Consider the following 23,894-nt stretch of genomic DNA (forward strand, 5'->3'; position numbering starts at 1 on the left):
CTAAAAAATACGTCGGAGAAGAAGCGTCTTGAGCGACCCCTTTAAACAAGCCGCCGGCAATAGAAAAGTCCTGACCGCCGATGAAAGCGCCGAAGGCCGGCTCGACGCCTGGCTGACGGCGCAGGTCGGCGAGGAATTTTCGCGCAGCCGCATCAAGACGCTGATCAAGGATGGCCAGGTTTTTCTGCGCGGCCAACCCGTCACCGACCCGCAACGCAAGGTGCGCACCGGCGATAGTTTCGAGATCACGCTGCCCGAGCCGGAAGACCCGACGCCGCAGGGCGAGGACATCCCGCTTGATATCCTCCATGAGGACGACGACGTCATCGTCATTTCCAAGCCTTCCGGCCTCGTCGTCCATCCCGGCCCCGGCAACTGGACGGGGACGCTGGTCAACGCGCTGATCCACCATTGCAGCGATACACTCTCCGGCATCGGCGGTGTGCGCCGCCCCGGCATCGTCCACCGCCTCGACAAGGACACGACAGGCGTCATGGTCGTCGCCAAGAACGATATTGCCCATCGCCACCTCTCGCTGCAATTTGCCGACCACGGCCGCACCATGCCGCTGGAGCGGGCCTACCAGGCAGTCGTCTGGGGCCGGCCCCGCACGCTGTCTGGCACAGTCGACGCGCCGCTTGGCCGCGCCACCGGCGACCGCACGCGCCGCGCCGTCAAACGTCCTGACAGTCAGGACGCCGACGAGGCGATCACGCATTACCAGGTGATCGAGCGCTTCCATGAGAAGCCGGACGCGACCGCGTTCGCCTCGCTGGTCGAGTGCCGCCTCGAAACCGGCCGCACCCACCAGATCCGTGTCCACATGGCCCATATCGGCCATCCGCTGCTCGGCGATACGGTTTACGGCGCCGGCTTCAAGACCAAGGCCAATCTTCTGCCCGAAGAGATCCGCAAGGTCGTCAACGGTTTCGGCCGTCAGGCGCTGCATGCCTTCATGCTGCAATTCGAGCATCCCCGCACCGGCGAAATCATGCATTTCGAGGTGCCGCTGCCAGATGATATGGTCGAATTGGTCGAGGCGCTGCGGCGATAAAGGCGGCTCTGAATGCCCGTCTTCCAACTCACACCTGCGTGAGCGGCACCTTGAACCGCCGTTTCGCCACACTTATCTGTATATAGACTTAGTGCGGGCTCGGAGAGAGCCGCACGTCCCGGTTTGCCTTTTTAACGCGAGGACGCGTTTCCATCGGGAACCGGAATTCACTTTAGGAGGGTGCACTATGGCCCGAAATACCTTGCCGTCCATTACCGCCGGTGAAGCCGGTCTCAATCGTTACCTCGACGAAATCCGCAAGTTCCCGATGCTGGAGCCGCAGCAGGAATACATGCTCGCCAAGCGTTATGCCGAGCATGGTGACCGGGACGCCGCCCACAAGCTCGTCACCAGCCATCTTCGCCTCGTCGCGAAGATCGCGATGGGTTATCGCGGCTACGGCCTGCCGATCGGCGAAGTCGTCTCCGAGGGCAATGTCGGCCTGATGCAGGCCGTCAAGAAATTCGATGCCGAGCGCGGCTTCCGCCTCGCCACCTATGCCATGTGGTGGATCAAGGCCTCGATCCAGGAATATATCCTGCGCTCGTGGTCGCTGGTGAAGATGGGCACGACCGCCAACCAGAAGCGCCTGTTCTTCAACCTGCGCCGGCTGAAGGGCCGCATCCAGGCAATCGATGACGGCGACCTGAAGCCGGAGCACGTATCGGAAATTGCCACCAAGCTGAACGTCTCGGAGGAGGAGGTCATTTCGATGAACCGCCGCCTCTCCGGCGACGCCTCGCTGAACGCACCGATCAAGGCAGCCGAAGGTGACAGCGGCCAATGGCAGGATTGGCTGGTGGACGACCATGACAGCCAGGAAGACGTGCTGATCGAACAGGATGAGCTCGACACCCGCCGGCGCATGCTGGCGAAAGCGATGAGCGTGCTGAACGAGCGCGAACGCCGCATCTTCGAGGCTCGCCGTCTCGCCGAGGATCCAGTGACCCTGGAAGACCTTTCGACCGAATTCGACATCAGCCGCGAACGCGTGCGCCAGATCGAGGTCCGCGCCTTCGAAAAGGTGCAGGACGCGGTCCGCAAGGAAGCCCTGGAACGCGCCAAGGCCGTCCGCGTCGTCGAAGCCACGGCATAAGCCTGCCGCGCGATACAATTGAAGAAGGCGGGTCCCTTGCGGCCCGCCTTTTCATTTTCATTCACTTTTGTACCGCAGTCTCAGCGCCACCCCAAAGGTCCGGAATGCTGGCTTTGCTGAAGAAACCCTCACTGACTCGTCGACACATCCCCGAGCGCGGTCCATTCCTTGATCGCGGTATTGAAGGCGTCCGTTCCCGTACCGCCCTTTTCCATCGTCAGCAGCGCGCGGCGGCCGTTGCGGTAGGTGATCGGAATATCGATCCAGTTGCGGGTCGACATCAGGTCGAGATTGGCCTTGCGCGCATCAGGGTAATCGTTGAGCGCGATCATATGGAAATCGTCGGTGATCTTGGCCGGAACCGCGATCAGCGCGTCGCCGCGGTCCTGCTCCGTGCGCTTCATCGAGATGCGCTGGACGCTGTCGATGCTGCCGCCTTCGAAATTCGGCGGCACCGAGAATACGATCTCCACGAGATGGCTTGCCGGCAGTGACGGATCGGAATTGCGCTTGAAGGTGACGAGAGCCGAAAGATTGCGTTCGGGAACGGTGACGTTGCCCTGCACCGTCGCCTCCTGCCGGCCGTCCTGGCCAGCCTCGTGCTGCACACTCCAGACGACCGATCCCTCGATCGCCGTCGGCGAACTCTGGCCGATACGCTCCTCATAGAGGAACATCTTTTCCGACGAACCGACGGGTGGGGTCTGCTGCGGCGATGCCACCGGGCCGTTTGGCGTCGGCGTTTCGGCGGGTGCCACATCGCCCTGCGCGCTGGCAGGCGGCGTATCTGCTGCCGCGACATTCTGTTCGGCGACCGATTTTCCTTCCGCAGTCGGTGTTCCCGGCACAGTCGCCGGTCCACTGTCGACCTCGGTTCCATCGGTCAGCAGCCGTTGGGTGAATTTCGAATTGGCCGCAGCGCCGTCATTGTTCATTGCCGCTCCCTGCGGGTTCGGCTGAGCCGGCGTCGCTGGGGTATTCTGCGCTCCTGGTGTGGTTGGCTGGGCTGGCGTCACCGCGCCCGGCTGGGCAGGCGTCGCCGAGCTAGCCGGCGGTGTTGCCGCCTCGTTCTTGGTCGCCTGCGACGGTGCCGAGCTGACGAGCCCGTCGACCATCGCCACTAGCGCCTCTCTGTTCATCCAGCCGGCATAGGCGCCGCCACCAATCAGGATGAGTGCGAAGATGAGCGTGATCACGGTACCGATGCCGAAGCGGCGACGCTTCGGCTCCATACGGAAACTCTTGCCCTGCAGCTTGGAGGCAACGATCTGATCGATATCCATCGACGGATTGGCGTCATCGTCATCAGCGGCGACCGAGCCGCGGCGGTCGTAGCCGCGCAGCGCCTTCGCCTCGCGCCAGTCCTCGCTCGGCGCGCCGCTAGCAGCCGCGGGCTTGCCGTTGTGCACTTCCGCGAAGATATCGACATCGTCGAAATGGGAGGCAACCGGCGCCTTCTTATTGCTGCCGGCCTCGATCGGCGGCAGATCGTCGAAGGCGGCTGTCTCCCAGGAGAAACTTTCCTTGGCGGCCGGCATGACGGCCGCGGGGGCCGCATTTTCGAGGCTTGATATCACCTCTTCGAAGGCGCGCGCCGAGGCATCCGCGGTGACCGGCGCCGCCTGCGAATATTGCCTGAGTTCCTCTTCCGCCCATTCGGTCTCCGCATCCTTGGGCGGCGGAGCCGGCGTTTGGGCAACGGGCTCGGCCCAGACCGGGTCGAAATGCGCCGCAGCATCGGCCTGCAACGGCTCCTCGCGGCTGTGCTCGACGAATTCCTGCTGACGATCCAAATCGGCGACCGGCTCCACCAGCCGGTTGGATGCATGGTCTATGCCGCGGGTGGTCGGCGGCAACGGCTCGACGGGCTCGTAAGCCTCCTCGGCCTCCGGCTCCTCGTTGTCCACCGCCACCGGCTCGGCCGCGATCTCGTCAGCTTCCAGGGGATGCTGCTCGTCGGCACGGTCTTCGTCGGCTTGCTCGCTGCGATGCGCGGCAGGCGGCTCCCAGCCGTCATGTTCGGCCGACACGTCTTCGGCAGCGACGTCGCGCGCCTCGCTAGCATGCCATTCCTCGGCTGGCGCTTCCTCTTCATGCGAGGGATGCCAATATGTCTCGGCGGGACCGGATGTCTCCGGCGAAACCGCTGTCTCGGCGGCAACAGGGATTTCGGCGGGAACAGGTTCTTCCGCGGAAAGGGGCTCCTCGGCAGCGACCTCTTCCTCAGCGTCCTCTGGCGCGGCGGCTTCCACGTGATCGGGCTCGTCGGCGGCCTCGGCCGCCTGCGGTTCCGCATAGGCTTCGTCAACCGGCTCCTCGACAGCCGTCTCCGGCGCAGGCGCCCGTTCGCTTTCGTCGTGAAGAGTTTGCTCTTCCGCCGATTCCAGCGCGGCGACGGCGGCGACCGGCTCATCGAGCGGCAGCGCCTCGGAGTGTTCGCCTTCCACCTCGCGGATGGCGGCCTCGAGCTTTTCGAGCTGGCGTTGCAGCATGGCTTCCGGCGGACGCGGCTTCATATTCTCGAGCTGCCGCTGCACTGCGCCGCGGGCACGTTCGTAGACTTTCACCCGCATCTCGGGGGTATTTTCAGCCAAGCCGTCAACGGCCCGCCGAATGACTGCAATAAAATCCGCCATCAGTACTTTCTCAAGAAGTCCGGTACCCTACCGAACCATCCTCCACAGTGACCCGTGAGCTTAATCCTCAAACGGATCGGTCACAAGTATCGTATCATCCCGCTCCGGGCTGGTGGACAGGAGCGCGACAGGCGCCCCGATCAGCTCTTCGACCTGGCGAACATATTTGATCGCTTGTGCCGGCAGATCCGCCCAACTGCGGGCGCCGACGGTCGATTCCTTCCATCCCTCCAGCGTGATGTAGATCGGTTCGACCCTAGCTTGCGCTCCCTGGCTTGCCGGAAGATGATCAATCTGTTCGCCGTCGAGCATATAGCCAACGCAGATCTTCAATTCCTCGAGACCGTCGAGCACGTCGAGCTTGGTGAGCGCGATGCCCGTGATGCCATTGGTGGCAATCGATTGACGCACGAGTGCAGCGTCGAACCAGCCGCAGCGCCGCTTGCGTCCGGTCACCACACCGAACTCATGACCTTTTTCGCCAAGGAACTCACCGATCGCGTCCTTCAGCTCGGTCGGGAATGGGCCTTCGCCGACGCGTGTCGTATAGGCCTTGGTGATACCGAGGATATAGCCGAGCGAGCCGGGCCCCATGCCTGAACCGGCGGCGGCCTGACCGGCCACCGTGTTCGATGAGGTGACGAAGGGATAGGTGCCGTGATCAATGTCGAGCAGGCTGCCCTGCGCGCCTTCGAAGAGGATGCGGGAGCCCTTGCGACGCTCCTTGTCGAGGAAAAGCCAGACCGTATCACGGAAAGGCAGTACCCGATCGGCGATCGAGGTCAGTTCGTCCATGATCGCCTGGTGGCTGACTTCGGCGACACCGAGGCCGCGGCGAAGCGCGTTGTGATGCGTCAGAATACGGTCGACCTTGCCGGAAAGACTATCGAGATCGGCAAGATCCATGACGCGGATGGCGCGACGGCCGACCTTGTCTTCGTAGGCCGGGCCGATGCCGCGGCGCGTCGTGCCGATCTTGGTGCCGCTGTTCGATGCCGCATCCTCGCGCATCGCGTCGAGCTCGCGGTGCAGCGACAGGATGAGCGTCGCATTGTCGGCGATACGCAGATTTTCGGGCGTGATCGTCACACCCTGACCGGCGAGCTTTTCAATCTCGGCGATCAGCGCATGCGGATCGACGACGACGCCGTTGCCGATCACCGCCATCTTGCCGGGACGCACGACGCCGGACGGCAGCAGCGAGAGCTTGTAGCTGGTGCCGTCGATGACGAGCGTGTGGCCGGCATTGTGTCCGCCCTGAAAGCGCACGACAATATCTGCACGCTCCGAAAGCCAGTCGACAATCTTGCCCTTGCCTTCGTCACCCCATTGCGAACCGACCACGACTACGTTCGTCATCCAACTCTTCCTGTTACCGGCGCGGAACCGCGCACCTGCTCAAACCCGCGCATCTATAAAGCTTTGTTTTTTGGAAAGCGACCCTGTTGTCACAGTAGATTGGGCTTTTTACGTGACAAATCAGCAGCCGACAGGCTATTTCCCCTCACAAAACGCCGCACGGCGATCGCGGAAAGACGGGAAGAACGCTCTTGCAAGCCACGGCCTATATCTGCCTCGTTATCGCCACCCTTTGCTGGGGCGGCAACTCCGTCGCCGGCAAACTCGCGCTTGGGCATATCAGCCCGATGATGCTGACGTTCCTGCGCTGGTTCCTGGCCGTGGCGGTGATCGCTGTGATTTCAGTACCGCAATTGCGGAAGGACTGGCCGGTGGTCAGGAAGAACCTGCCGCTGCTCCTCTTCTACGGCGTCATCGGCTACACCCTTTTCAACGCCATGCTTTATTCGGCCGTGCAATATACGACGGCGATCAACGTCGCCATTGAGCAGGCCGGCATCCCGATGCTGATCTTCCTGCTGAATTTCATGTTCTTTCGCACCGGCATCTCGCTGGCGCAATGTCTCGGCTTCGGCATGACGCTGATCGGCGTCGCTTTGACCGCCGCGCATGGTGACCTCTCAACGCTGCTGCAACTAGGCCTCAACCGCGGCGACGGGCTGATGCTGATCGCCATTGCCGCCTATTCGGTCTACACGATCTTCCTGCGCTGGAAGCCGCCGCTCGACTGGCGCACGCTGATGGCGGTCCCGGCGCTCGGCGCGATGCTGACCTCGCTGCCGCTGCTCCTCTGGGAGGTCGGCCGCGGCGCTGCGCAGTGGCCGGACCAAGCCGGCTGGGTCATCACTCTCTACACGGCGATCTTCCCCTCGCTGGTCGCGCAGATCCTCTATATCAAGGGCGTCGTCGCAATCGGCGCCAACCGGGCCGGCCTCTTCATTAATCTCGTGCCGGTGTTCGGAACGCTGCTCTCCGTCGCCCTGATCGGGGAGAGGCTGCAGTCCTTCCATGTGATCGCGCTGGTGCTCACCTTGGGCGGCATCGCGATCGCCGAAAAGGGCCGTCCGAAAGCGTCGGCACAGACCGTGCCCGCCTCACCCATGGATTAGAGCCTAACCGAGTTCCAACGTTGTCACGCCGAAGACGTGCTTCAGCGGGATGGCCGGCGCCGGCCCGCGATACATGCGCGTCGTCTCGAACACCGGTTGAAGGCCGAGGCCTTCGGCAAGCGCGACTGCCTCGTGGTTCGCCGTGGGAATATCGATGAAGACCGCGGCCCCCTTCGCCTCCGGGATCAATTCGGCAAGCAACGCCGCGGCGCTATCGGCATCATTGGCAAAGAGCGGGCCGATTTTGTAGCCCTCGTAGCAGCGGCGGATCGTGCCGTAGCCGCGGATCTTACCGCTCTTGCGCACCACCGCCGAACGGCGGCCCTTACGGCCGGTGCACCAGGAGGTGAGGAAGGCATCCCGCGGCTGCGGAAAGATCGCCGAATCATAGCGCTGCAGGCCTTCGAGACGTGAATCCAGCACCGACTGCGCGACAAGCGTCGAGACTGGCAGGGAGCTGGCGACCCCGCCGTAGCGAATGGTGGAATAGGCGGGTTCGAAGCCGGCCTTGCGGTAGTTTTCCTGCTGTGCGGCGACACCGTCGAGACCGATCGTGCGGTCTCCCGCGCTGGCGATGCCCGCCTCCCAGATCGCCTTGCCGTAACCCTTGCCACGGAAATCGGGATGGACGATGTAGAGGCCCAGGAAGGCGAAACTCTCGCCATATTTGACGACCGAGATCGAACCGACGGGGACTTCACCGATCGAGCCGACGAAAAATCCTGACGGATCGGCCTCGAGGAACGCAAGCGAATCGTCAAGGCCCGGGTTCCAGCCCTCCTGACGCGCCCATTCGAGCACGAGTTCCAGTTCGCCGGGCCGCATCGAACGAACGGCAAATTCCGAATTCATGCGACTTTCCTAGATTGAATGTCCCGCAAGTCCATCCCGGCAAAGGCGAAGCAATTGTCAGGTCCCAGTTCCCCGATTGCACCTGCGAATGATGGAGAGCCGCGCTCATGGACTTGACGACGCGTATAATCATTTTTCGATGCAATGCAGAAATCTTCGTTTCCGAATTACCATGAAACAATGCCGTTGCAAGCTCAAGAAAATTACTTGTGCGCCAATTATCTTCCTGCCGATGCAAATAAAACGCCGCGCCGAAAAGATACCGCCTGCCAAGTTGAAAGGCGAGGAAAGCATTTCGGCCGAAATCTCCTCCGCGACGCGGCAAAGGCGCCGTTGAAAACGGCGGCGACCACGGTCGCCCGCGAACGGATCACCGACCGTTCAGCCGCCCATTGCGGTCTTCTGCTTTTCGATCCCGCTCGCCATCGATGAGAAAAGACGGTCTGTATCTGCCGCCGGTGCGGGATAACCGAACGCATAACCCTGCAGGCCGTCGCAGCCGAGCTGCGCCAGCACGACGGCATGCGCCTCGGTCTCGATGCCCTCGGCGATCACCTCGACATCAAGCGCCTTGGCGATTTCCACGATCGAACCCACCACGCGCCGCTGCTCGGCCGAGCTGACGACCTCGGTGACGAGCTGCCGGTCGATCTTCAGCCGCTTCGGCCGCAGCTTGACGAGACCGATGAGCGAAGCATGGCCCGATCCGAAGTCGTCGATCTCGATGTCGATGCCCATCTGTTTGATATCGCCGATATGATCGAGCAGTTTTTCGTCGCTGTCGTCGAGGAAAATCGTCTCAACCAGTTCGAAAACGATCACGCCGGGCGGGATGTCGAGTTTCCTCAGCTTGTCGAGCAACGCCGGATCGGCAAGCCGCGAGGCGGAAATATTGACAGCGATGCGCGGAACCGCAAGGCCGCGCAACAGCCAGAATAGCCGGTCTTCGAGAGCGCTTTTGAGGATCGCCGCGTCGATCTCCGCCGCAAGTCCGTGCTCGTCGGCGATCTTCAGGAATACCCCTGGGGCGAGGACGCCCTTCTCGGGATGTTTCCAGCGCGCCAACGCCTCGAAGCCGATGACTTCCCGGGTCCGGGCGTCGAGCTGCACCTGATAATAGGGAAGGATCTCGCCGCGCTCCAGCCCGAGCTTCAGCTCTTCGGCGAGGCGACGCTTGGAGCGCAGATCCTCCTGCAATTGCCGCGTGAAAAATTCGACGCGGTTCCGTCCGAGCTTCTTGGCCTGGTACAGCGCCAGGTCGGATTCGGCCAGCAGGTTGCGCGCCCGCCGATCGCCGCTCCAGGAAACGCCGATCGAGGCGCCGGATTGCAGCATCTCCTGGCCAAAACGGATTTTCTTCCGCAGCCGTCGCTGGACATCCTCGGTGATCAGCCTCAGCTCAGTGAGATCGGTAAAATTGACCAGCACGATGACGAATTCATCGCCGCCGACGCGGGCGACCATGCCATTTGCAGGAATGGCAGCGGTGATTCGAAGGGCTGCTGCCCTGAGCACTGCGCCGCCTGCCGCATGACCGTGGCTGTCGTTGATCTGCTTGAACTGGTCGAGGTCGAGATGCAGCACCGCGAGCGTCGTGATGCTCTTGTCGGCCGGCAGCTCCGCCAGCCGCTTGTCGAGAAGGCGCCGGTTCGGCAAGCCGGTGAGATAGTCGTGATCGGCGACATGCTCGATGCGGGCATTGCTTTCCTCAAGCGCCAGCGCCCTCGCCTCGGCCACCACCTTCTGCCGCGCCAGTTCCGCGTTGAGCATTACGTCGGCAGTCACATCCCATTCGGCGCCAATGAAGGAGGGCAGACCTTCCGCATCGACATAGAAATGCGCCCGCGAACGCAAATGTCGGATTTCGCCGCTCGGCAGCACGATACGGAATTGTGAGTTATAGGCGCCGCGCGTCGCGATTGCCTGCTCGAAGTCGCTTTCGGCCCGCTCACGATCATCGGGATGGATGGCATTCGACCAAAGCGAAGCCGGCACAAGACGATACGTCTCGCCGGTCTCATAGAGACGATGCATTTGCGCATCCCACAAGATCCCGTCCTGCTCGATGCTATGCTCCCAGACACCAATCTGGGATGCGTCGAGAGCGAGTTCGAGCCGACGCAGAAGATCCTGAAACTCTCGTTCGGATCGTGTGGCTTTGTTCTCTGGCAACGCGGTCCCAGCCTTAGAAGCTTGTATAACGGCAATATGGTCTCAAGCCGGCATTAATGAAGCCTTGTCCTAGTGACCGAACTAGTGACTAGGTGAACTGTTCGTTACGACTTCCCCTTTTGGATCAAGGGGCTCGCAGTCTTTAGCAACTCAAGTTCAATGATTGTGCCGCGGCGGGTTTTTCGCAATCCGACGAAATTCCGTCGCCCCCTCCAGCACCGCGCCGTCCGACAATTGCGTCACCGAGCGGCGATAGATCTGCTGCCACGGCGTCGCATCCGCCGGCACGGGCGGGATGCCGTCGCTCTTGCGCCGTTCGATCTCTGCGTCATCGACCAGCATGTCGCAGCGCCCGTGGTTGAAGTCGATGCGGATGATATCCCCGCTACGAAGCCAGGCGAGGCCGCCGCCGGCGGCACTTTCCGGTGAGGCGTTGAGGATCGAGGGACTGTCGGCCGTGCCCGATTGGCGGCCGTCACCGATCGTCGGCAGGCTGCGGATGCCGCGCTTCAGGAGATGATCCGGCGGCTGCATATTGACGACCTCAGCCGAACCAGGCCAGCCGATCGGCCCGGCGCCCCGGATAACGAGGATGGTGTTTTCGTCGATGCCGAGTTTGGGATCGTTGATGCGCTTGTGATAGTCCTCGGAACCGTCGAAAACCACCGCTTTGCCCTTGAAGACGCCCTCATGCCCGGGTTCTTCAAGGTATCGCCGGCGGAAATCCTCCGAGACCACACTCATCTTCATGATCGCGAAATCGAAGAGATTGCCTTTGAGCACGAGGAAACCCGCCCGCTCCTTCAGCGGCTCAGCGAACGGCTTGATGACCTCGCGGTCGCGCGCTTCCTTGCCCTGTAGGTTCTCGGCTATCGTCCTGCCCGTCACCGTACGACAGTTGCCATCGAGCTTTCCGGCCTGCTGCAGTTCCCACATGATCGCCGGCGTACCGCCGGCGCGATGGAAGCGCTCGCCGAGATAGGCGCCGGCCGGCTGGACATTGGCCAGCAGCGGGATATCGAAACCATGCACCTGCCAGTCGTCGGGATGGAGTTCGACGCCGGCGTGCTTCGCCATCGCGGCCAGATGCGGCTGCGCGTTGGTCGAGCCGCCGATCGCCGAATTGGTGCGGATCGCATTCAGGAAAGCCTCGCGCGTCAGGATATCCGACGGCTTCAGATCCTCGAACACGATTTCGACGGCGCGCCGCCCGGTACGGTAGGCCATTTGGCCGCGTTCGCGGTAAGCGGCCGGAATGGCGCCGCAGCCGGTCAACGAAAGGCCGAGCGCCTCGGCCAGCGCATTCATCGTTGAAGCTGTACCCATCGTATTGCAGTGACCGACGGAAGGCGCAGAATCGAGCGCCGCCTGAAGAAACTCTTCCCGATCGATCTCGCCTGCCGCATATTTCCGCCGCATCCGCCAGATCACCGTGCCGGAGCCCGCCAGCTCTCCCTCATGCCAGCCGTCAAGCATCGGCCCACCGGAGAGCACAATTGCCGGAATATCGACCGTCGAAGCAGCCATGATCGCCGAAGGCGTGGTCTTGTCGCAGCCGGTGGTCAGCACGACACCGTCGAGCGGATAACCGTAGAGGATTTCGACGAGGCCGAGATAGGCTAGATTGCGGTCCAGTGCGGCGGTCGGGCGCTTGCAGTTCTCGAAGATCGGATGCGTCGGAAACTCGATCGGAATGCCGCCGGCATCGCGAATGCCGTCGCGCACGCGCTTGGCAAGCTCGACATGCACCCTGTTGCAGGGCGTGAGATCGCTGCCGCTCTGGGCAATCCCGATGACCGGCTTGCCGGAGCGCAGCTCTTCCGGCGTGATGCCGTAATTCATGAAGCGCTCGAGATAGAGCGCTGCCATGTCGATATGATCGGGATTGTCGAACCAGTCCTGCGAACGCAGGCGCCGCTTCGGCGAATGGCTGTCCGTCACTTCTTTCCTCCCGGCCGGGCATTCTTCTCTTCGAGATGGAGGAGCAGGGCGCTGTGATCCTTTTCACCATTGCCGTTGGCGACGAATTCGCTGAATTCGGCGTGCACCGCCGCCGTCAGCGGCAGCGTCAACGACAGGGTCTTGGCCGCCTCCATGGCGGCGTTCAGATCCTTCAGCTGATTGCTGGACGAACCGCCTGGAGTAAACTGCCGTTCGACCATGCGCTTGCCGTGCAGTTCCAGGATACGGCTCTCGGCAAAGCCGCCGCGAATGGCGTCTCGGAACGCCGCCGGCGAGCCACCGCCCGCTTCGATCAGCATCATCGCTTCGGCGACGGCGCCGATCGTCACCGCGACGATCTGCTGGTTGGCGAGCTTGGCAAGCTGGCCTGCCCCGCTTGGACCGACGCGGGTCACCCGCCCCATCGGGGCAAAGACATCCGCAAGCCGGTCGATCACGTCCTCGTCGCCGCCCGCCATGATCGCCAGCGTACCGGCTTCCGCCCCGACGACGCCGCCAGATACCGGCGCATCGACGTGATCGACGCCGCGGTCGGCAAGCCTCGCCGAATGGTCACGGGCGAAATGCGGGGCAATCGAACTCATGTCGATGACGGTAACGCCAGGCGTCATCGCATCGGCCGCTCCGCGGTCGAACAACACGTCCTTCACCGCCTCGGCGTTGGTCAGCATGGTGATGACGACATCGGCGCCTGCAACGGCATCCGCCGGTGTTTCCGCGCGAACCGCGCCATCTCCCGCTAGCGCCTCGGCCTTGCCGGGATCGCGATTCCAGACGGTGACCGCAAAACCCGCGCCGAGCAGCCGGCGAGCCATCGGCGCTCCCATCAGGCCGGTGCCGAGAAAGGCGATCCGCCTGCCCTCATCACCTTTTCTCGAACCTGTCATTCAGTCCTCCCAACTGTTGTCCGTCTTTGATAGTCCCCTCGCCCACCGATGCAAACCGTTTTGACGGACGTAACGCATTTTTGTGGTGTGTCCTTAGATGCGGATGATGTCGTCCCAAAACCGCGCACAGTATTCGGCATCATGCTCTGAAAACGATACGGGCGAGAACCGAAGTTCCCGCCCGATTTACTCGACAAAGGAAGGTTGAATTCCGTTTATTCCGCCGCGAGCCGGATGACCTCCGCCTCTTCTTCCTTGTGTTCGTCCGGCTTGTGCTGGACGAGCGGACGGTTGCCCGTCAGCCGCCGCAGCAGCACGTAGAAGACAGGCGTCATGAAGATGCCGAAGAAGGTCACGCCGATCATGCCCGAGAAGACCGCGACACCCATGGCCGCGCGCATCTCCGCGCCGGCGCCTGTAGAGACGACGAGCGGCACGACACCCATGATGAAGGCGAGCGAGGTCATGAGGATCGGGCGAAGGCGAAGGCGGCTGGCCTCGATCGCGGCCTCCCGCGGTGTTCTTCCCTCGAACTCCAGTTCGCGGGCGAATTCCACGATAAGGATCGCGTTCTTCGCTGATAGACCGACAAGCACCACGAGACCGATCTGGGTGAAGATGTTGTTGTCTCCACCGGTGAGCCAGACGCCGGTCAGCGCGGCCAGCACGCCCATCGGCACGATCATGATGATCGCAAGCGGCAGCGTCAGGCTTTCATACTGGGCGGCCAGCACCAGGAAGACCAGCAGCAGCGCCAGGGGGAAGACGACGATGCTCGAATTGCCGGCGAGAATTTGCTGATAGGTCAGATCCGTCCATTCGAAGTCGATGCCGGCAGGCAAGGTCTCGTGAAGGATCTTCTCGATTGCCGCCTGCGCCTGGCCGGACGAGAAGCCCGGTGCCGGACCGCCGTTGATGTCGGCAGCGAGGAAGCCGTTGTAGCGGTTCGCACGCTCCGGACCGGTGCTCGGCTCCACCTTCAGGAGGGCCGAAAGCGGGATCATCTCACCCGATGCCGAGCGGACCTTCAACTGGCCGATATCTTCCGGCTGGGCGCGGAATTTCGCATCGGCCTGCACGCGGACACTGTAGGTGCGGCCGAAAGCGTTGAAGTCGTTCACATAGAGCGAACCGAGGTAGATCTGCAGCGTCTGGAAGACGTCGGTGACGGAAACCCCAAGCTGCTCGGCCTTGGCGCGGTCGAGATCGGCATAGAGCTGCGGCACGTTGATCTGGAAGCTGGAGAACAGCCCGGCGAGTTCAGGCGTCTGGTAAGCCTTTGCAAGCACTGCCTTGGTTGCCTCGTCGAGCGCCTGGTTGCCGAGGCCCGCACGATCCTCGATCTGCAGCTTGAAGCCGCCCGTCGTGCCGAGACCATTGACCGGCGGCGGCGGGAACATGGCGATGAAGGCATCCTGGATGACTGCGAATTTCTGGTTCAGCGCCATGGCGATTGCGCCGCCCGAGAGATCTGGCGTCTTGCGCTCCTCGAAGTCCTTCAGCGTCACAAAGACGATGCCGGCATTCGAGGAGTTGGTGAAGCCGTTGATCGATAGGCCCGGAAAGGCGATCGCATTGGCAACACCCGGCTGCGCCAGCGCGATGTCGGTCATGCGCTTGATGACGTCTTCCGTGCGGTCGAGGCTTGCGGCATCCGGCAACTGGGCGAAGCCGATCAGATACTGCTTGTCCTGCGACGGCACGAAGCCGCCGGGAACCGAGCTGAACAGACTGTAGGTCGCACCGACCAGTGCCAGATAGATCACCATGACAATGCTCTTGCGCGACAAGAGACCACCCACGCCCTTGCCGTAGGCATTCGAGCCCGCGCCGAAGACACGGTTGAAACCGCGGAAGAACCAACCGAAGATGGCGTCCATGAACCGCGTCAGCCAGTCCTTCGGCTGATCATGGCCCTTCAGGAGAAGTGCTGCCAACGCCGGAGACAGGGTGAGCGAGTTGAAGGCCGAGATGACGGTCGAGATTGCGATCGTCAGCGCGAACTGGCGATAAAACTGACCCGACAGGCCGGAGATGAAAGCGAGCGGAACGAAGACCGCGACGAGGACCAGCGCGATCGCGACGATCGGACCGGAGACTTCCTTCATCGCCTTGTAGGTGGCAGCCCGTGGCGACAGGCCATGTTCGATATTACGCTCGACGTTTTCGACCACCACGATCGCGTCGTCAACGACGATACCGATCGCGAGCACCAGGCCGAACAGACTGAGCGCGTTGATCGAGAAGCCGAAGACATACATGACTGCGAAGGTGCCGATGATTGACACCGGAACCGCGATCAGCGGGATGATCGAGGCGCGCCACGTCTGCAGGAACAGGATGACGACGAGGACGACGAGCGCAATGGCCTCGAGCAGCGTGTCGATAACCTTCTCGATCGAGGCCCGCACGAATTTCGTCGTATCGTAGACGATCTCGTACTTGACGCCCTCAGGCATGGCGAGCTGCAACTGATCCATGGTCGCATTCACATTGTCCGCGATCTCGATCGCGTTCGAACCCGGCGCCTGCAGGACAGCAACGGCGACGGCCGGCTTGCCGTCGAGCAGCGAACGCAGGGTGTAGTCCGCAGCACCGAGCTCGATGCGGGCGACATCGCGAAGGCGGGTGATCTCGCCACTGGCGCCCGTCTTGACAATGATGTTGCCAAATTCCTCAGGCGTGCGCAGGCGGCCCTGGGCATTCACATTGAGCTGCAGATCCACGCCCGGCTGGCTCGGCGACGCGCCGATGATACCGGCGGCGGCCTGAATGTTCTGTGAGCTGATCGCGCTGCTGATGTCGCTGGCGGCAAGATTGTGCTCGGCGGCCTTCTGCGGGTCGATCCAGACACGCATGGAATAGTCGCCGGCGCCGAAGACCTGTACCTGACCGACGCCTGCAATGCGGGCGAGACGATCCTTGACGTTCAAGGTCGCGTAGTTGCGAAGATATGTGATGTCGTGATTGTCCCCGTCGGAGACGAGGTTCACGACCATGATGAAGTTGGGCGAACTCTTGACTGTCGTGATGCCGAGCGCGCGGACTTCCGCCGGCAGGCGCGGTTCGGCCTGCGAAACGCGGTTCTGCACGAGCTGCTGTGCCTTGTCAGGGTCGGTGCCGAGCTTGAAGGTGACGGTGACGTTGAGCACCCCGTCCGATGTCGCCTGGCTGGCCATGTAGAGCATGCCTTCGACGCCGTTGATCTGCTCTTCGAGCGGCGTTGCCACCGTTTCGGCGATGACCGACGGGTTGGCGCCGGGATAGGTGGCGCGCACGACGATCGACGGCGGCACGACCTCCGGATATTCGGAAATCGGCAGCGCGCGCAGGCCGATCAGGCCGGCAACCAGGATGAGGACCGAAAGAACGCCGGCAAAGACCGGGCGGTCGACAAAGAATCTGGAGATGTTCATATCAAAGCCCTCTCCGGGGTGAACATGGATGCAACGTCCCTCTCCGGCGGTTTGGGAGCCGCCGGCGGGTCATATCATTTCGGGTATTGGCCTTCCCCCGGAGGGGAAGGCAAAGTCTTTACTGCGCGGTCGCGACCTTCTCTTCCATCTGAGGTGCGACGACTGCACCTGGACGGATGCGCTGCAGACCGTTGACGACGATCTTTTCGCCGACGTTGAGGCCGCTTTCGACTACACGCTGGCCGTCGGCCAGCGTGCCGAGCTGGACCTGCCGATAGGCGACCTTGTTCTCACCATCGACGACGAAGACGAACTTCTTGTCCTGGTCCGTGCCGACGGCACGGTCGCTGATGACGATCTTGTTCTCGGCCTTCGGCTGGCCCATGCGCACCCGCACGAACTGGCCGGGGATGAGACGCCCGCCCGGATTATCGAAGACGGCGCGCACGCCGATCGTGCCGCTTGATGCATCGACCTCGTTGTCGATCAGTTGCAGCCTGCCCTTGATCGGCGTGCCGCTGTCGGTCAGCGTGCCGACCTCGACCGGGATCTGCTCGACGGCAGGCAGGGCGCTATCCGTCTGCGGAAGCTGGGCAAGCGCGCGCGTCACCATCTCTTCGCTGGCATTGAAGCTCGCATAGATCGGATCGACAGAAACGAGCGTCGTCAGCGCCGGCGAGGTCGAACCGGCCGCGACGAGGTTACCGGCGGTCACCTCGATCTTGCCGATGCGGCCGGAAACCGGAGCCCGCACTTCAGTATAATCGAGATCGAGCTGGGCCGACTGCAGGGCAGCTTGCGCCGAACGCAGCCCCGCCTGAGCCTCGGCCAGCGAACTCTGGCGCTGATCGAGATCGCTCTGGGAGATGGTGCGGTTGTCGGAAAGCCTGCGGCCGCGGTCGAGTTCGGTCTGCGCCAGGCTGACCTTGGCTTCGGCCGAAGCGACCTGGCCTTGCGCCTGCGCCACGCTCGCCTGGTAGGGGGCCGGGTCGATGGTGAAGAGCAGGTCGCCCTGCTTCACCAACGCCCCTTCGCGGAAAGCCACCGACAGGATGGCGCCGGCAACACGGGAACGCACCTGCACACGGTCGACGGCTTCCAGACGGCCGGAGAAATTCTCCCAGGCCGTCACATCGCGCGCCGCAACGACGGCAACCGTCACCGGCACAGCGGGAGCCTGTGCAGGGGCGGAGGCGGCCGTGGCGGTCGTGCTCATCGGCAGTTCGAAAAACAATGCGGCGCCGGAAACGGACGCAACAAGGCCAATGCCGGCGCCCACAAGGGCCCAGCGCTTCTTTCTGGACGTCATCGGTACTCTCCTTGCGGCTCAAGGCCGCCGAAATATCAGGTCTTCTTCAATGCAATTGCGGTTGAACGCTTACGTCCCGAAGGAAGCTTCCGAAATGGCGGCTGACGTTTTCCTGCCAGTCCGGCGCTCCGTCGGATTTCCCACCATAAATCGAGGGCCAGCCCGTCCCGGCGGGAAGGACATGCTGACGCACACCGACGCCGGCCTGTTTCAGGCGGGCACCGTAACCAATTGTCTCGTCGTGCAGAGGATCGTCCTCCGCAGTGAATATCAGCGCCGGCGCGACGCCCGAAATACGCGAACAGAGGCAAGGCGCCGCATAAGGGTGGCAACCGCCGCCGCTCAGATAGTGGCTCCAGCCCTCCGTCCAGCGTTGGCGCATGCCGATGGCTTCGGCCTTGCGGATCGAGGACGTGCCCATGAAGGGATCGAGCAGCGGCGAAATCAGGACCTGGCCGTCGAGCGCGTCCGGCATCTGGTCGCGCGCCTTCAGCGCCACGCCGGCGGCAACATTGCCGCCTGCTTCTTCGCCGGCGACGAAAAGCAGCGACTTGCGGTCGCCAAGACCGGCGCGTTTGTTGGCGAGATAGGTGAAAACGGAGAAGGAGACTTCCAACGCTTGCGGGAATATGTTGCCGGACAGGCTGCTGTAATCGGCAGCAACGACGATCGCGCCGGCCTTGGCGAGACTCATCGCTACCGGCCGGTCGACATTCTTGTCGCTGTCCAGAAATGCGCCGCCATGCAGGTAAAGCACGATCGGCGGACCCTTGCCGTAATCGGCGCCCTGGTAGATGCGTGCGGAAACGGGGCCGATGGCCACCTTGTCCAGCATCATATCTTTCCATTCCACCGTCATGCTTCCGGTCTCTTTTGCATCGGCCACAAGCAGACAACGCCTGCCGCTTGCATTTTCTACAAAAAAGATATTGTTATTCCAACCAAGGAATAAGAAGCTATATCGCGATAACACTGTTCCAGATTTCGAACAATGGTGCAACGCAAACTGCGGATTTGAAACCGATGGATCAGCTCTCGGCAATGCGCGTCTTCATTCGCGTCGTGGAGACGGGCAATTTCACCCGCGCCGCCGACATGCTCGCCATGCCCAAGGCGACGGTGACCAATCTCATCCAGGGTCTGGAGGCGCATTTGCGCACCAAGCTTTTGAACCGTACCACGCGCCGGGTGATGGTGACCACGGACGGTGCGCTTTATTACGAACGCGCCGCCCAGATTATTTCGGAACTGGAAGAGCTTGATGGCAGCCTCTCCAATTCGCAGAGCCTGCCGAGCGGGCGGCTGCGTGTCGAGATGGCCGGCGCTTTCGCCGATTGGATCGTCGTTCCGGCTCTTTGCGATTTCTATCAGCGTTATCCCGACATCCGTATCGACCTCGGTGTCGGCGACCGCACGGTCGATTATCTTGCGGAAAATGTCGATTGCGCGCTACGGGCCGGCACGCCGGCCGACCAGTCGCTGATTGCGCGGCGCGTCTCCGAAGTCGAGATGATCACCTGTGCTGCGCCGAGCTACATCCAGAAATTCGGCCTGCCCGAGCGGCCCGAGGATCTGGAGGCTGATCATTACTCCGTCAACTATTTCCGCGCCCAGAACAACCGGACACTGCCCTTCGAATTTCGCCGGCACAACGAGGTGATCGAAACCAGTCCGCGTTACATCGCCTCGGTCAACGATAGCCGCACCTATCTGACAGCTGCGTTGACGGGCCTCGGCATCGCGCAGGTGCCGATCTTCATGGCGCGCGAGCCGATGGCAAGGGGCGAACTCGTCCGCGCGCTGCCGGATTGGCGTCGCGATCCGCTACCGCTTTACGTCGTCTACCCCCCGAACCGCCATCTCAGCAACAAGGTGCGCGTCTTCGTCGACTGGCTGGTGAAGCTTCTGGTCGAGGCGAGATTGAACGACGTCTGAGCGCCAAGACAAATACGGCCCGGAAGGCAGGGGAAACCTTCGACGGGCCGCAATGTACAACTTTGAACATCAAGCCTGTCGCACCATAGCAAGGGCGCGGCAGGCTTTGGAGGTCGGAAGAGAGCGGCAGGGAATTCCACTCTCTCGCGATAAAACAGATATACGCACTCCCCGCAGGATTGTAAGGAAAAATTCCGCAATCACGTTCACATAATTGCGATAACGGGTCGGCTCCCATGTTCCCGCGCCAGCGGCGGGCGGGATTTCAATTCCTGGCAGCCGGCTTCAGCAGGTCCTCGAGGCCGATGCGGCGGAACAATTCCGCCCGGACACGGTCGGCGACGCCGTTGACGATCTCCGCGCCGTCCTCGGATGGATCGATATGGACGCGGAACGGCCTCGTACCGAACGGCTTGCCGACGACATCGACGATGGCGACGGCTACCGTGCCGGCACGGCGTTAGCAGGTTCGAGTGCTGCCAGGCCCTGCAGCGCCTGTTCCGGCACGCCCTTGTAGGGTCCTTCATTATATTCGGCGGCGCGGGCGGTATCATCCGGCGAACCGGAATGGGCGAAATGGTTGGTGCCCTTGGTGAAGGCGCCGGGCACGATGATCGAGGTCTCGATGCCCCAGCGGGTAAGCTCGCTGGCATAGGAGACGGCAAGCGAATCCATCGCCGCTTTGGCGGCGAAATAGGGCGAGAGGTAGGGAGGCGTGCCGCCGCGGCTGCTCGACGACGATACCCAGACCACCAGGCCTGTGCCCTGCTTGCGCAGATAGGGGAGTGCCGCGCGGTTGACGCGCTGGGTGGAAAGCACGTTGATGTCGAAGAGCTCGGCGAACTGTTCCGGCGTGAAGGCTTCGGCCGGGCCGAAGGCCATATGGCCGGCATTGTGGATGATGACATCGAGGCGGCCCGCATCGGCGAAAATCCTGGCGATACCGGATACAACCGAGGCGTCAGAGGCGACATCGAGTTCGACCGAGCGCAGATCGACGTTATTGTCCCTGGCGAATTCAGCCGCATCGGCGACGGCCGGAGCGTTGCGGCCTTCCGTGGCGCGCATGCCGGCATAGACGGTATGGCCGGCCTTGGCGAGGGCGCGGGCGGTAAGAGCGCCGAAACCGCTGGAAGCGCCGGTGATGATAATGACTTGCTTGCTCATGATCCTATTCCTTCTGGGTTCGATTGGGGTTGGTTGAAGTGGAAGTTTGAGATTGGCGGCGGCATCGAGACAGCCGCCAGCCCTCATCAGATCACGCCGCCATTGGCGCGCAGCGTCTGGCCGTTGATCCAGCCGCCGTCCGGGCCGGCAAGAAAGGCAACCGCAGCGGCGATGTCTTCAGGTGTGCCGAGGCGTTCCAGCGGGTTCATCTTCGCCATGCGGGCGATCAGTTCGTCCGACTTGCCGTTGAGGAAAAGGTCGGTGGCCACAGGGCCAGGTGCGATGGCGTTGACCGTGATGTTGCGGCCCCGCATCTCCTTGGCCATGATCGCCGTCAATGTTTCCACGGCAGCCTTGGTGGCAGCGTAAACGCCATAGGTTTCGAGCTTCAGGCCGACGACCGACGTCGAGAAGTTGACGACCCGGCCGCCGTCACGCAGCCGCTTGGCGGCTTCCCGCAGCGTATTGAAGGTGCCCTTCAGATTGACGCCGATCTGCCGATCGAAATTGGCGTCATCGGCCTCGGCAAGCGAAGAGAGCATCATGATGCCGGCATTGTTGATAAGCACATCGACACCGCCGAAAGCGGCTTCCGCGGCATCGAACATGCGGCGGACGGCTTCGGCCTCGCTGACATCGGCTTTCGCCGTCAGCGCCTTGCCGCCGGCCTGCTCGATCTCCTGGACCAATTCCTCGGCCGGAGCGGCATTGCCGGAATAGTTGATGACGACGGTGAAACCGTCCTTGGCGAGGCGTCGGGCGACTGCCGCTCCAATGCCGCGGGAAGCACCGGTGACCAGTGCCACCTTGCCGTTTTCTTTGGAAGCCATTGTCCTTCTCCTTCATCCTGCGCCGCAGCGCGTTTTCAATGAGGAGAAGATGCGCCTGTTCATTCTGCGGATAATCAGGCATTATCCGGCATCACTATCCGGGAATTACGAACAACTAGATGGACAGATTTGATGCCATGCGCGTGTTTTGCCGCGTCGTGGAACGCCGCAGCTTCACGCTTGCTGCCGAAGACACCGGCCTGCCGCGCTCGACCGTCACCGATGCGATAAAGCAGCTCGAAGCCCGCCTCGGCGTGCGTCTGCTCCAGCGCACGACACGCCATGTCAGCCCGACGCTCGACGGCGAAGCCTATTACCAGCGCTGCCTGTCGATCCTTGCCGATATCGAAGATGCCGAAGGCGCTTTCGCCGGCGCCAAGCCGAAGGGCCTGCTGCGCGTCGATGTGCACGGCACGCTCGCCCGGCATTTCGTGCTGCCGAGCCTGCCGTCTTTTCTAGAGACCTATCCCGAGATCGAATTCTACATGAGCGAGGGCGACCGGCTGGTCGATCTGGTGCGCGAAGGCATCGATTGCGTGCTGCGCGTCGGCACGCCGCAAGACAGCGACATGGTCGCCCGGCGCGTTGCCATGCTCGATGAGGTGACACTCGCCTCTCCTGAATATATCGCCACCCATGGCCTGCCGCAGCACCCTGACCGGCTTGACGGCCATCGCATGGTTGGCTTCCGCTCCAGCAGCACCGGCAGCCTGTTGCCGCTCGAATTCATCGTCGACGGCACGGTGCGTGACATCTCCATTCCCGCCACCGTCGCGGTCAACGCCGCCGAAAGCTATATTTCAGCGGCGAGGATGGGCCTCGGCATGATCCAGATCCCGCGCTATCACGCCGAAAACGACCTTGTCGCGGGCACGCTGGTCCGCGTACTGCAGGATTTTCCGCTGACCCCGACACCGGTTTCCCTGCTCTACCCCCGTAACCGACAGCTTTCGCCGCGCGTGCGCGTCTTCATCGATTGGCTGGTGAAGGTCTTCGCTCGACAAAATTCCGAAAACGCGCTTCACTAAAATGCGCCTTGCTAATATGAGCGCCCTCGGAGAACGGCCATGGCACTCAACGATATCACCGTCTACCAGACGGAAGACGGTTTCGTCGTCGAATTCGGCGGCGAAGGCGAAAACAACATTGCCGTGACGCTGCGCAGCACGCCCGAACTGACGTCGGAAATTGCCGTCTTGCGTGCCAAGGCCCTGCTTGCCGCAGCGATCGAACCTGCCCATGGCGACGGCGCGCGCAGCAAGGACCCCGCTTTGCTCGAGGAAGAGCTGGAGGAGGGTCTGGAAGACTCCTTCCCCGCGAGCGACCCGGTCTCCGTCACATCATCCTCGATCCCGATGCGCGATCCGAATGCCGGCCGCTGATCCCTGTCGCGCAAACGCATGAAACGGTTTTGGGATGACGATAAGCGCGCTGAATGTTATCTGCGTCTGATATGACCGATGGTGGAACGATATCAGGCGCAATCGGCGCCGGCACGCTCACCGGCGAAAGCCTCAGGAAGTTTTTCGAGCGCGATGCGATCACCGTCTCTCTCGACCTGCTCGGCTGCCATCTGACCGTGGACGGCGTCGGCGGACGCATCACCGAGACCGAAGCCTATTTCCCCGATGACGAGGCCTCGCACAGCTTCCGCGGCCCGACCAAGCGCAACGGCGCCATGTACGGCAAGCCGGGCAACGTCTATATTTACCGTATCTACGGGATGTACTGGTGCCTGAATTTCGTCTGCCATCCGGGTTCGGCTGCACTCATCCGCGCCCTGGAGCCCGAAACGGGAATCCCTGTGATGATCGAGCGGCGCGGCACCGATATGCTGACGTCGCTCTGCAGCGGCCCCGGCAAGCTCTGCCAGGCACTCGGCATCGATATCGAGATCAATGACAGGCTGCTCGATCGTCCGCCCTATGCGATCACGCCGTCCGCACCGGTGCCGATCGTCTCGGGAAAACGCATCGGCATCACGAAAAATGCCGAAGCACCATGGCGCTTCGGCATTCAGGGATCGCGTTATCTCAGCAAGCCGTTCCGCTAGAGCATGATGCCGAAAAGCGCGACGCAGTTTTCCGTCCGGAATTGCGGCAACGCCTGG

General features: G+C 62.4%; 17 protein-coding genes and 1 pseudogene. 7 read left to right on the forward strand and 11 right to left on the reverse strand.

Translation table 11 applies throughout. The features are described 5' to 3' along the window. The first annotated feature begins 28 nt into the window (after positions 1–28). Positions 29–1,054: an RluA family pseudouridine synthase gene (locus tag U5G49_RS17195; RefSeq protein ID WP_018446896.1), complete on the forward strand. Its 1,026-nt coding sequence runs from the start codon at positions 29–31 to the stop codon at positions 1,052–1,054. 187 nt (positions 1,055–1,241) lie between these two features. Beyond that, positions 1,242–2,150, forward strand: a complete 909-nt coding sequence (gene rpoH / locus U5G49_RS17200; protein ID WP_018243318.1) for an RNA polymerase sigma factor RpoH — start codon at positions 1,242–1,244, stop codon at positions 2,148–2,150. A gap of 128 nt (positions 2,151–2,278) precedes the next feature. Here rpoH and U5G49_RS17205 read toward each other — a convergent pair whose 3' ends face one another. Beyond that, positions 2,279–4,786, reverse strand: coding sequence for a ribonuclease E domain-containing protein (locus U5G49_RS17205; RefSeq protein ID WP_193445009.1), 2,508 nt, complete (start codon positions 4,784–4,786; stop codon positions 2,279–2,281). 60 nt (positions 4,787–4,846) lie between these two features. After that, entirely contained in the window at positions 4,847–6,145 is a 1,299-nt protein-coding gene (locus U5G49_RS17210; protein WP_018243320.1) for an adenylosuccinate synthase, read from the reverse strand. Positions 6,146–6,336: 191 nt separating this feature from the next. Here U5G49_RS17210 and U5G49_RS17215 point away from each other — a divergent pair, with 191 nt between their 5' ends. Then, positions 6,337–7,254: a DMT family transporter gene (locus U5G49_RS17215; protein WP_018243321.1), complete on the forward strand. Its 918-nt coding sequence runs from the start codon at positions 6,337–6,339 to the stop codon at positions 7,252–7,254. Positions 7,255–7,257: 3 nt separating this feature from the next. On the opposite strand, the gene U5G49_RS17220 is transcribed toward U5G49_RS17215, so the two are convergent. From U5G49_RS17220 to U5G49_RS17250, 7 genes are all read right to left on the reverse strand, one after another. Further along, complete coding sequence (locus U5G49_RS17220) at positions 7,258–8,106, reverse strand: GNAT family N-acetyltransferase (protein ID WP_028733261.1); 849 nt, start codon at positions 8,104–8,106, stop codon at positions 7,258–7,260. A gap of 381 nt (positions 8,107–8,487) precedes the next feature. Then, complete coding sequence (locus U5G49_RS17225; RefSeq protein ID WP_193445055.1) at positions 8,488–10,305, reverse strand: putative bifunctional diguanylate cyclase/phosphodiesterase; 1,818 nt, start codon at positions 10,303–10,305, stop codon at positions 8,488–8,490. Between the two features lie 129 nt (positions 10,306–10,434). Continuing rightward, positions 10,435–12,219: an IlvD/Edd family dehydratase gene (locus U5G49_RS17230; RefSeq protein ID WP_193445008.1), complete on the reverse strand. Its 1,785-nt coding sequence runs from the start codon at positions 12,217–12,219 to the stop codon at positions 10,435–10,437. Beyond that, positions 12,216–13,127 carry an NAD(P)-dependent oxidoreductase gene (locus tag U5G49_RS17235; protein WP_193445007.1) on the reverse strand — a complete coding sequence of 304 codons (912 nt, stop codon included), beginning with the start codon at positions 13,125–13,127 and terminating at the stop codon, positions 12,216–12,218. The genes U5G49_RS17230 and U5G49_RS17235 overlap by 4 nt, the downstream gene beginning before the upstream one ends. A gap of 215 nt (positions 13,128–13,342) precedes the next feature. Further along, on the reverse strand, positions 13,343–16,543 hold the full coding sequence (locus U5G49_RS17240; RefSeq protein ID WP_112904782.1) for an efflux RND transporter permease subunit: 3,201 nt from the start codon (positions 16,541–16,543) through the stop codon (positions 13,343–13,345). Between the two features lie 118 nt (positions 16,544–16,661). Further along, the gene (locus U5G49_RS17245) at positions 16,662–17,852 is read right to left on the reverse strand and encodes an efflux RND transporter periplasmic adaptor subunit (protein WP_018446904.1); all 1,191 of its coding nucleotides are present in this window, start codon (positions 17,850–17,852) and stop codon (positions 16,662–16,664) included. A gap of 46 nt (positions 17,853–17,898) precedes the next feature. Then, positions 17,899–18,711: an alpha/beta hydrolase fold domain-containing protein gene (locus tag U5G49_RS17250; protein WP_026188507.1), complete on the reverse strand. Its 813-nt coding sequence runs from the start codon at positions 18,709–18,711 to the stop codon at positions 17,899–17,901. 164 nt (positions 18,712–18,875) lie between these two features. Between U5G49_RS17250 and U5G49_RS17255 the strand changes: the two genes are divergently transcribed. Further along, complete coding sequence (locus U5G49_RS17255; protein WP_193445006.1) at positions 18,876–19,787, forward strand: LysR family transcriptional regulator; 912 nt, start codon at positions 18,876–18,878, stop codon at positions 19,785–19,787. Between the two features lie 265 nt (positions 19,788–20,052). Here the strand turns inward: U5G49_RS17255 and U5G49_RS17260 are convergent. Beyond that, a pseudogene (locus U5G49_RS17260) lies at positions 20,053–20,954 on the reverse strand (SDR family oxidoreductase). Positions 20,955–21,040: 86 nt separating this feature from the next. Next, positions 21,041–21,784, reverse strand: a complete 744-nt coding sequence (locus tag U5G49_RS17265; RefSeq protein WP_193445005.1) for an SDR family oxidoreductase — start codon at positions 21,782–21,784, stop codon at positions 21,041–21,043. Positions 21,785–21,903: 119 nt separating this feature from the next. Here U5G49_RS17265 and U5G49_RS17270 point away from each other — a divergent pair, with 119 nt between their 5' ends. Genes U5G49_RS17270 through U5G49_RS17280 form a run of 3 tightly spaced genes read left to right on the forward strand, consistent with a single transcriptional unit; the run spans position 21,904 to position 23,837 of the window. Then, entirely contained in the window at positions 21,904–22,812 is a 909-nt protein-coding gene (locus tag U5G49_RS17270; RefSeq protein WP_193445004.1) for a LysR family transcriptional regulator, read from the forward strand. Between the two features lie 39 nt (positions 22,813–22,851). Then, the gene (locus U5G49_RS17275) at positions 22,852–23,166 is read left to right on the forward strand and encodes a hypothetical protein (RefSeq protein ID WP_193445003.1); all 315 of its coding nucleotides are present in this window, start codon (positions 22,852–22,854) and stop codon (positions 23,164–23,166) included. 53 nt (positions 23,167–23,219) lie between these two features. Beyond that, a complete protein-coding gene (locus U5G49_RS17280) occupies positions 23,220–23,837 on the forward strand; it encodes a DNA-3-methyladenine glycosylase (protein WP_193445002.1) in 618 nt (205 codons plus the stop codon). Positions 23,838–23,894 lie beyond the last annotated feature (57 nt).

The sequence above is a fragment of the Rhizobium indigoferae genome, from assembly GCF_034554815.1.
GTDB lineage: Bacteria > Pseudomonadota > Alphaproteobacteria > Rhizobiales > Rhizobiaceae > Rhizobium > Rhizobium leguminosarum.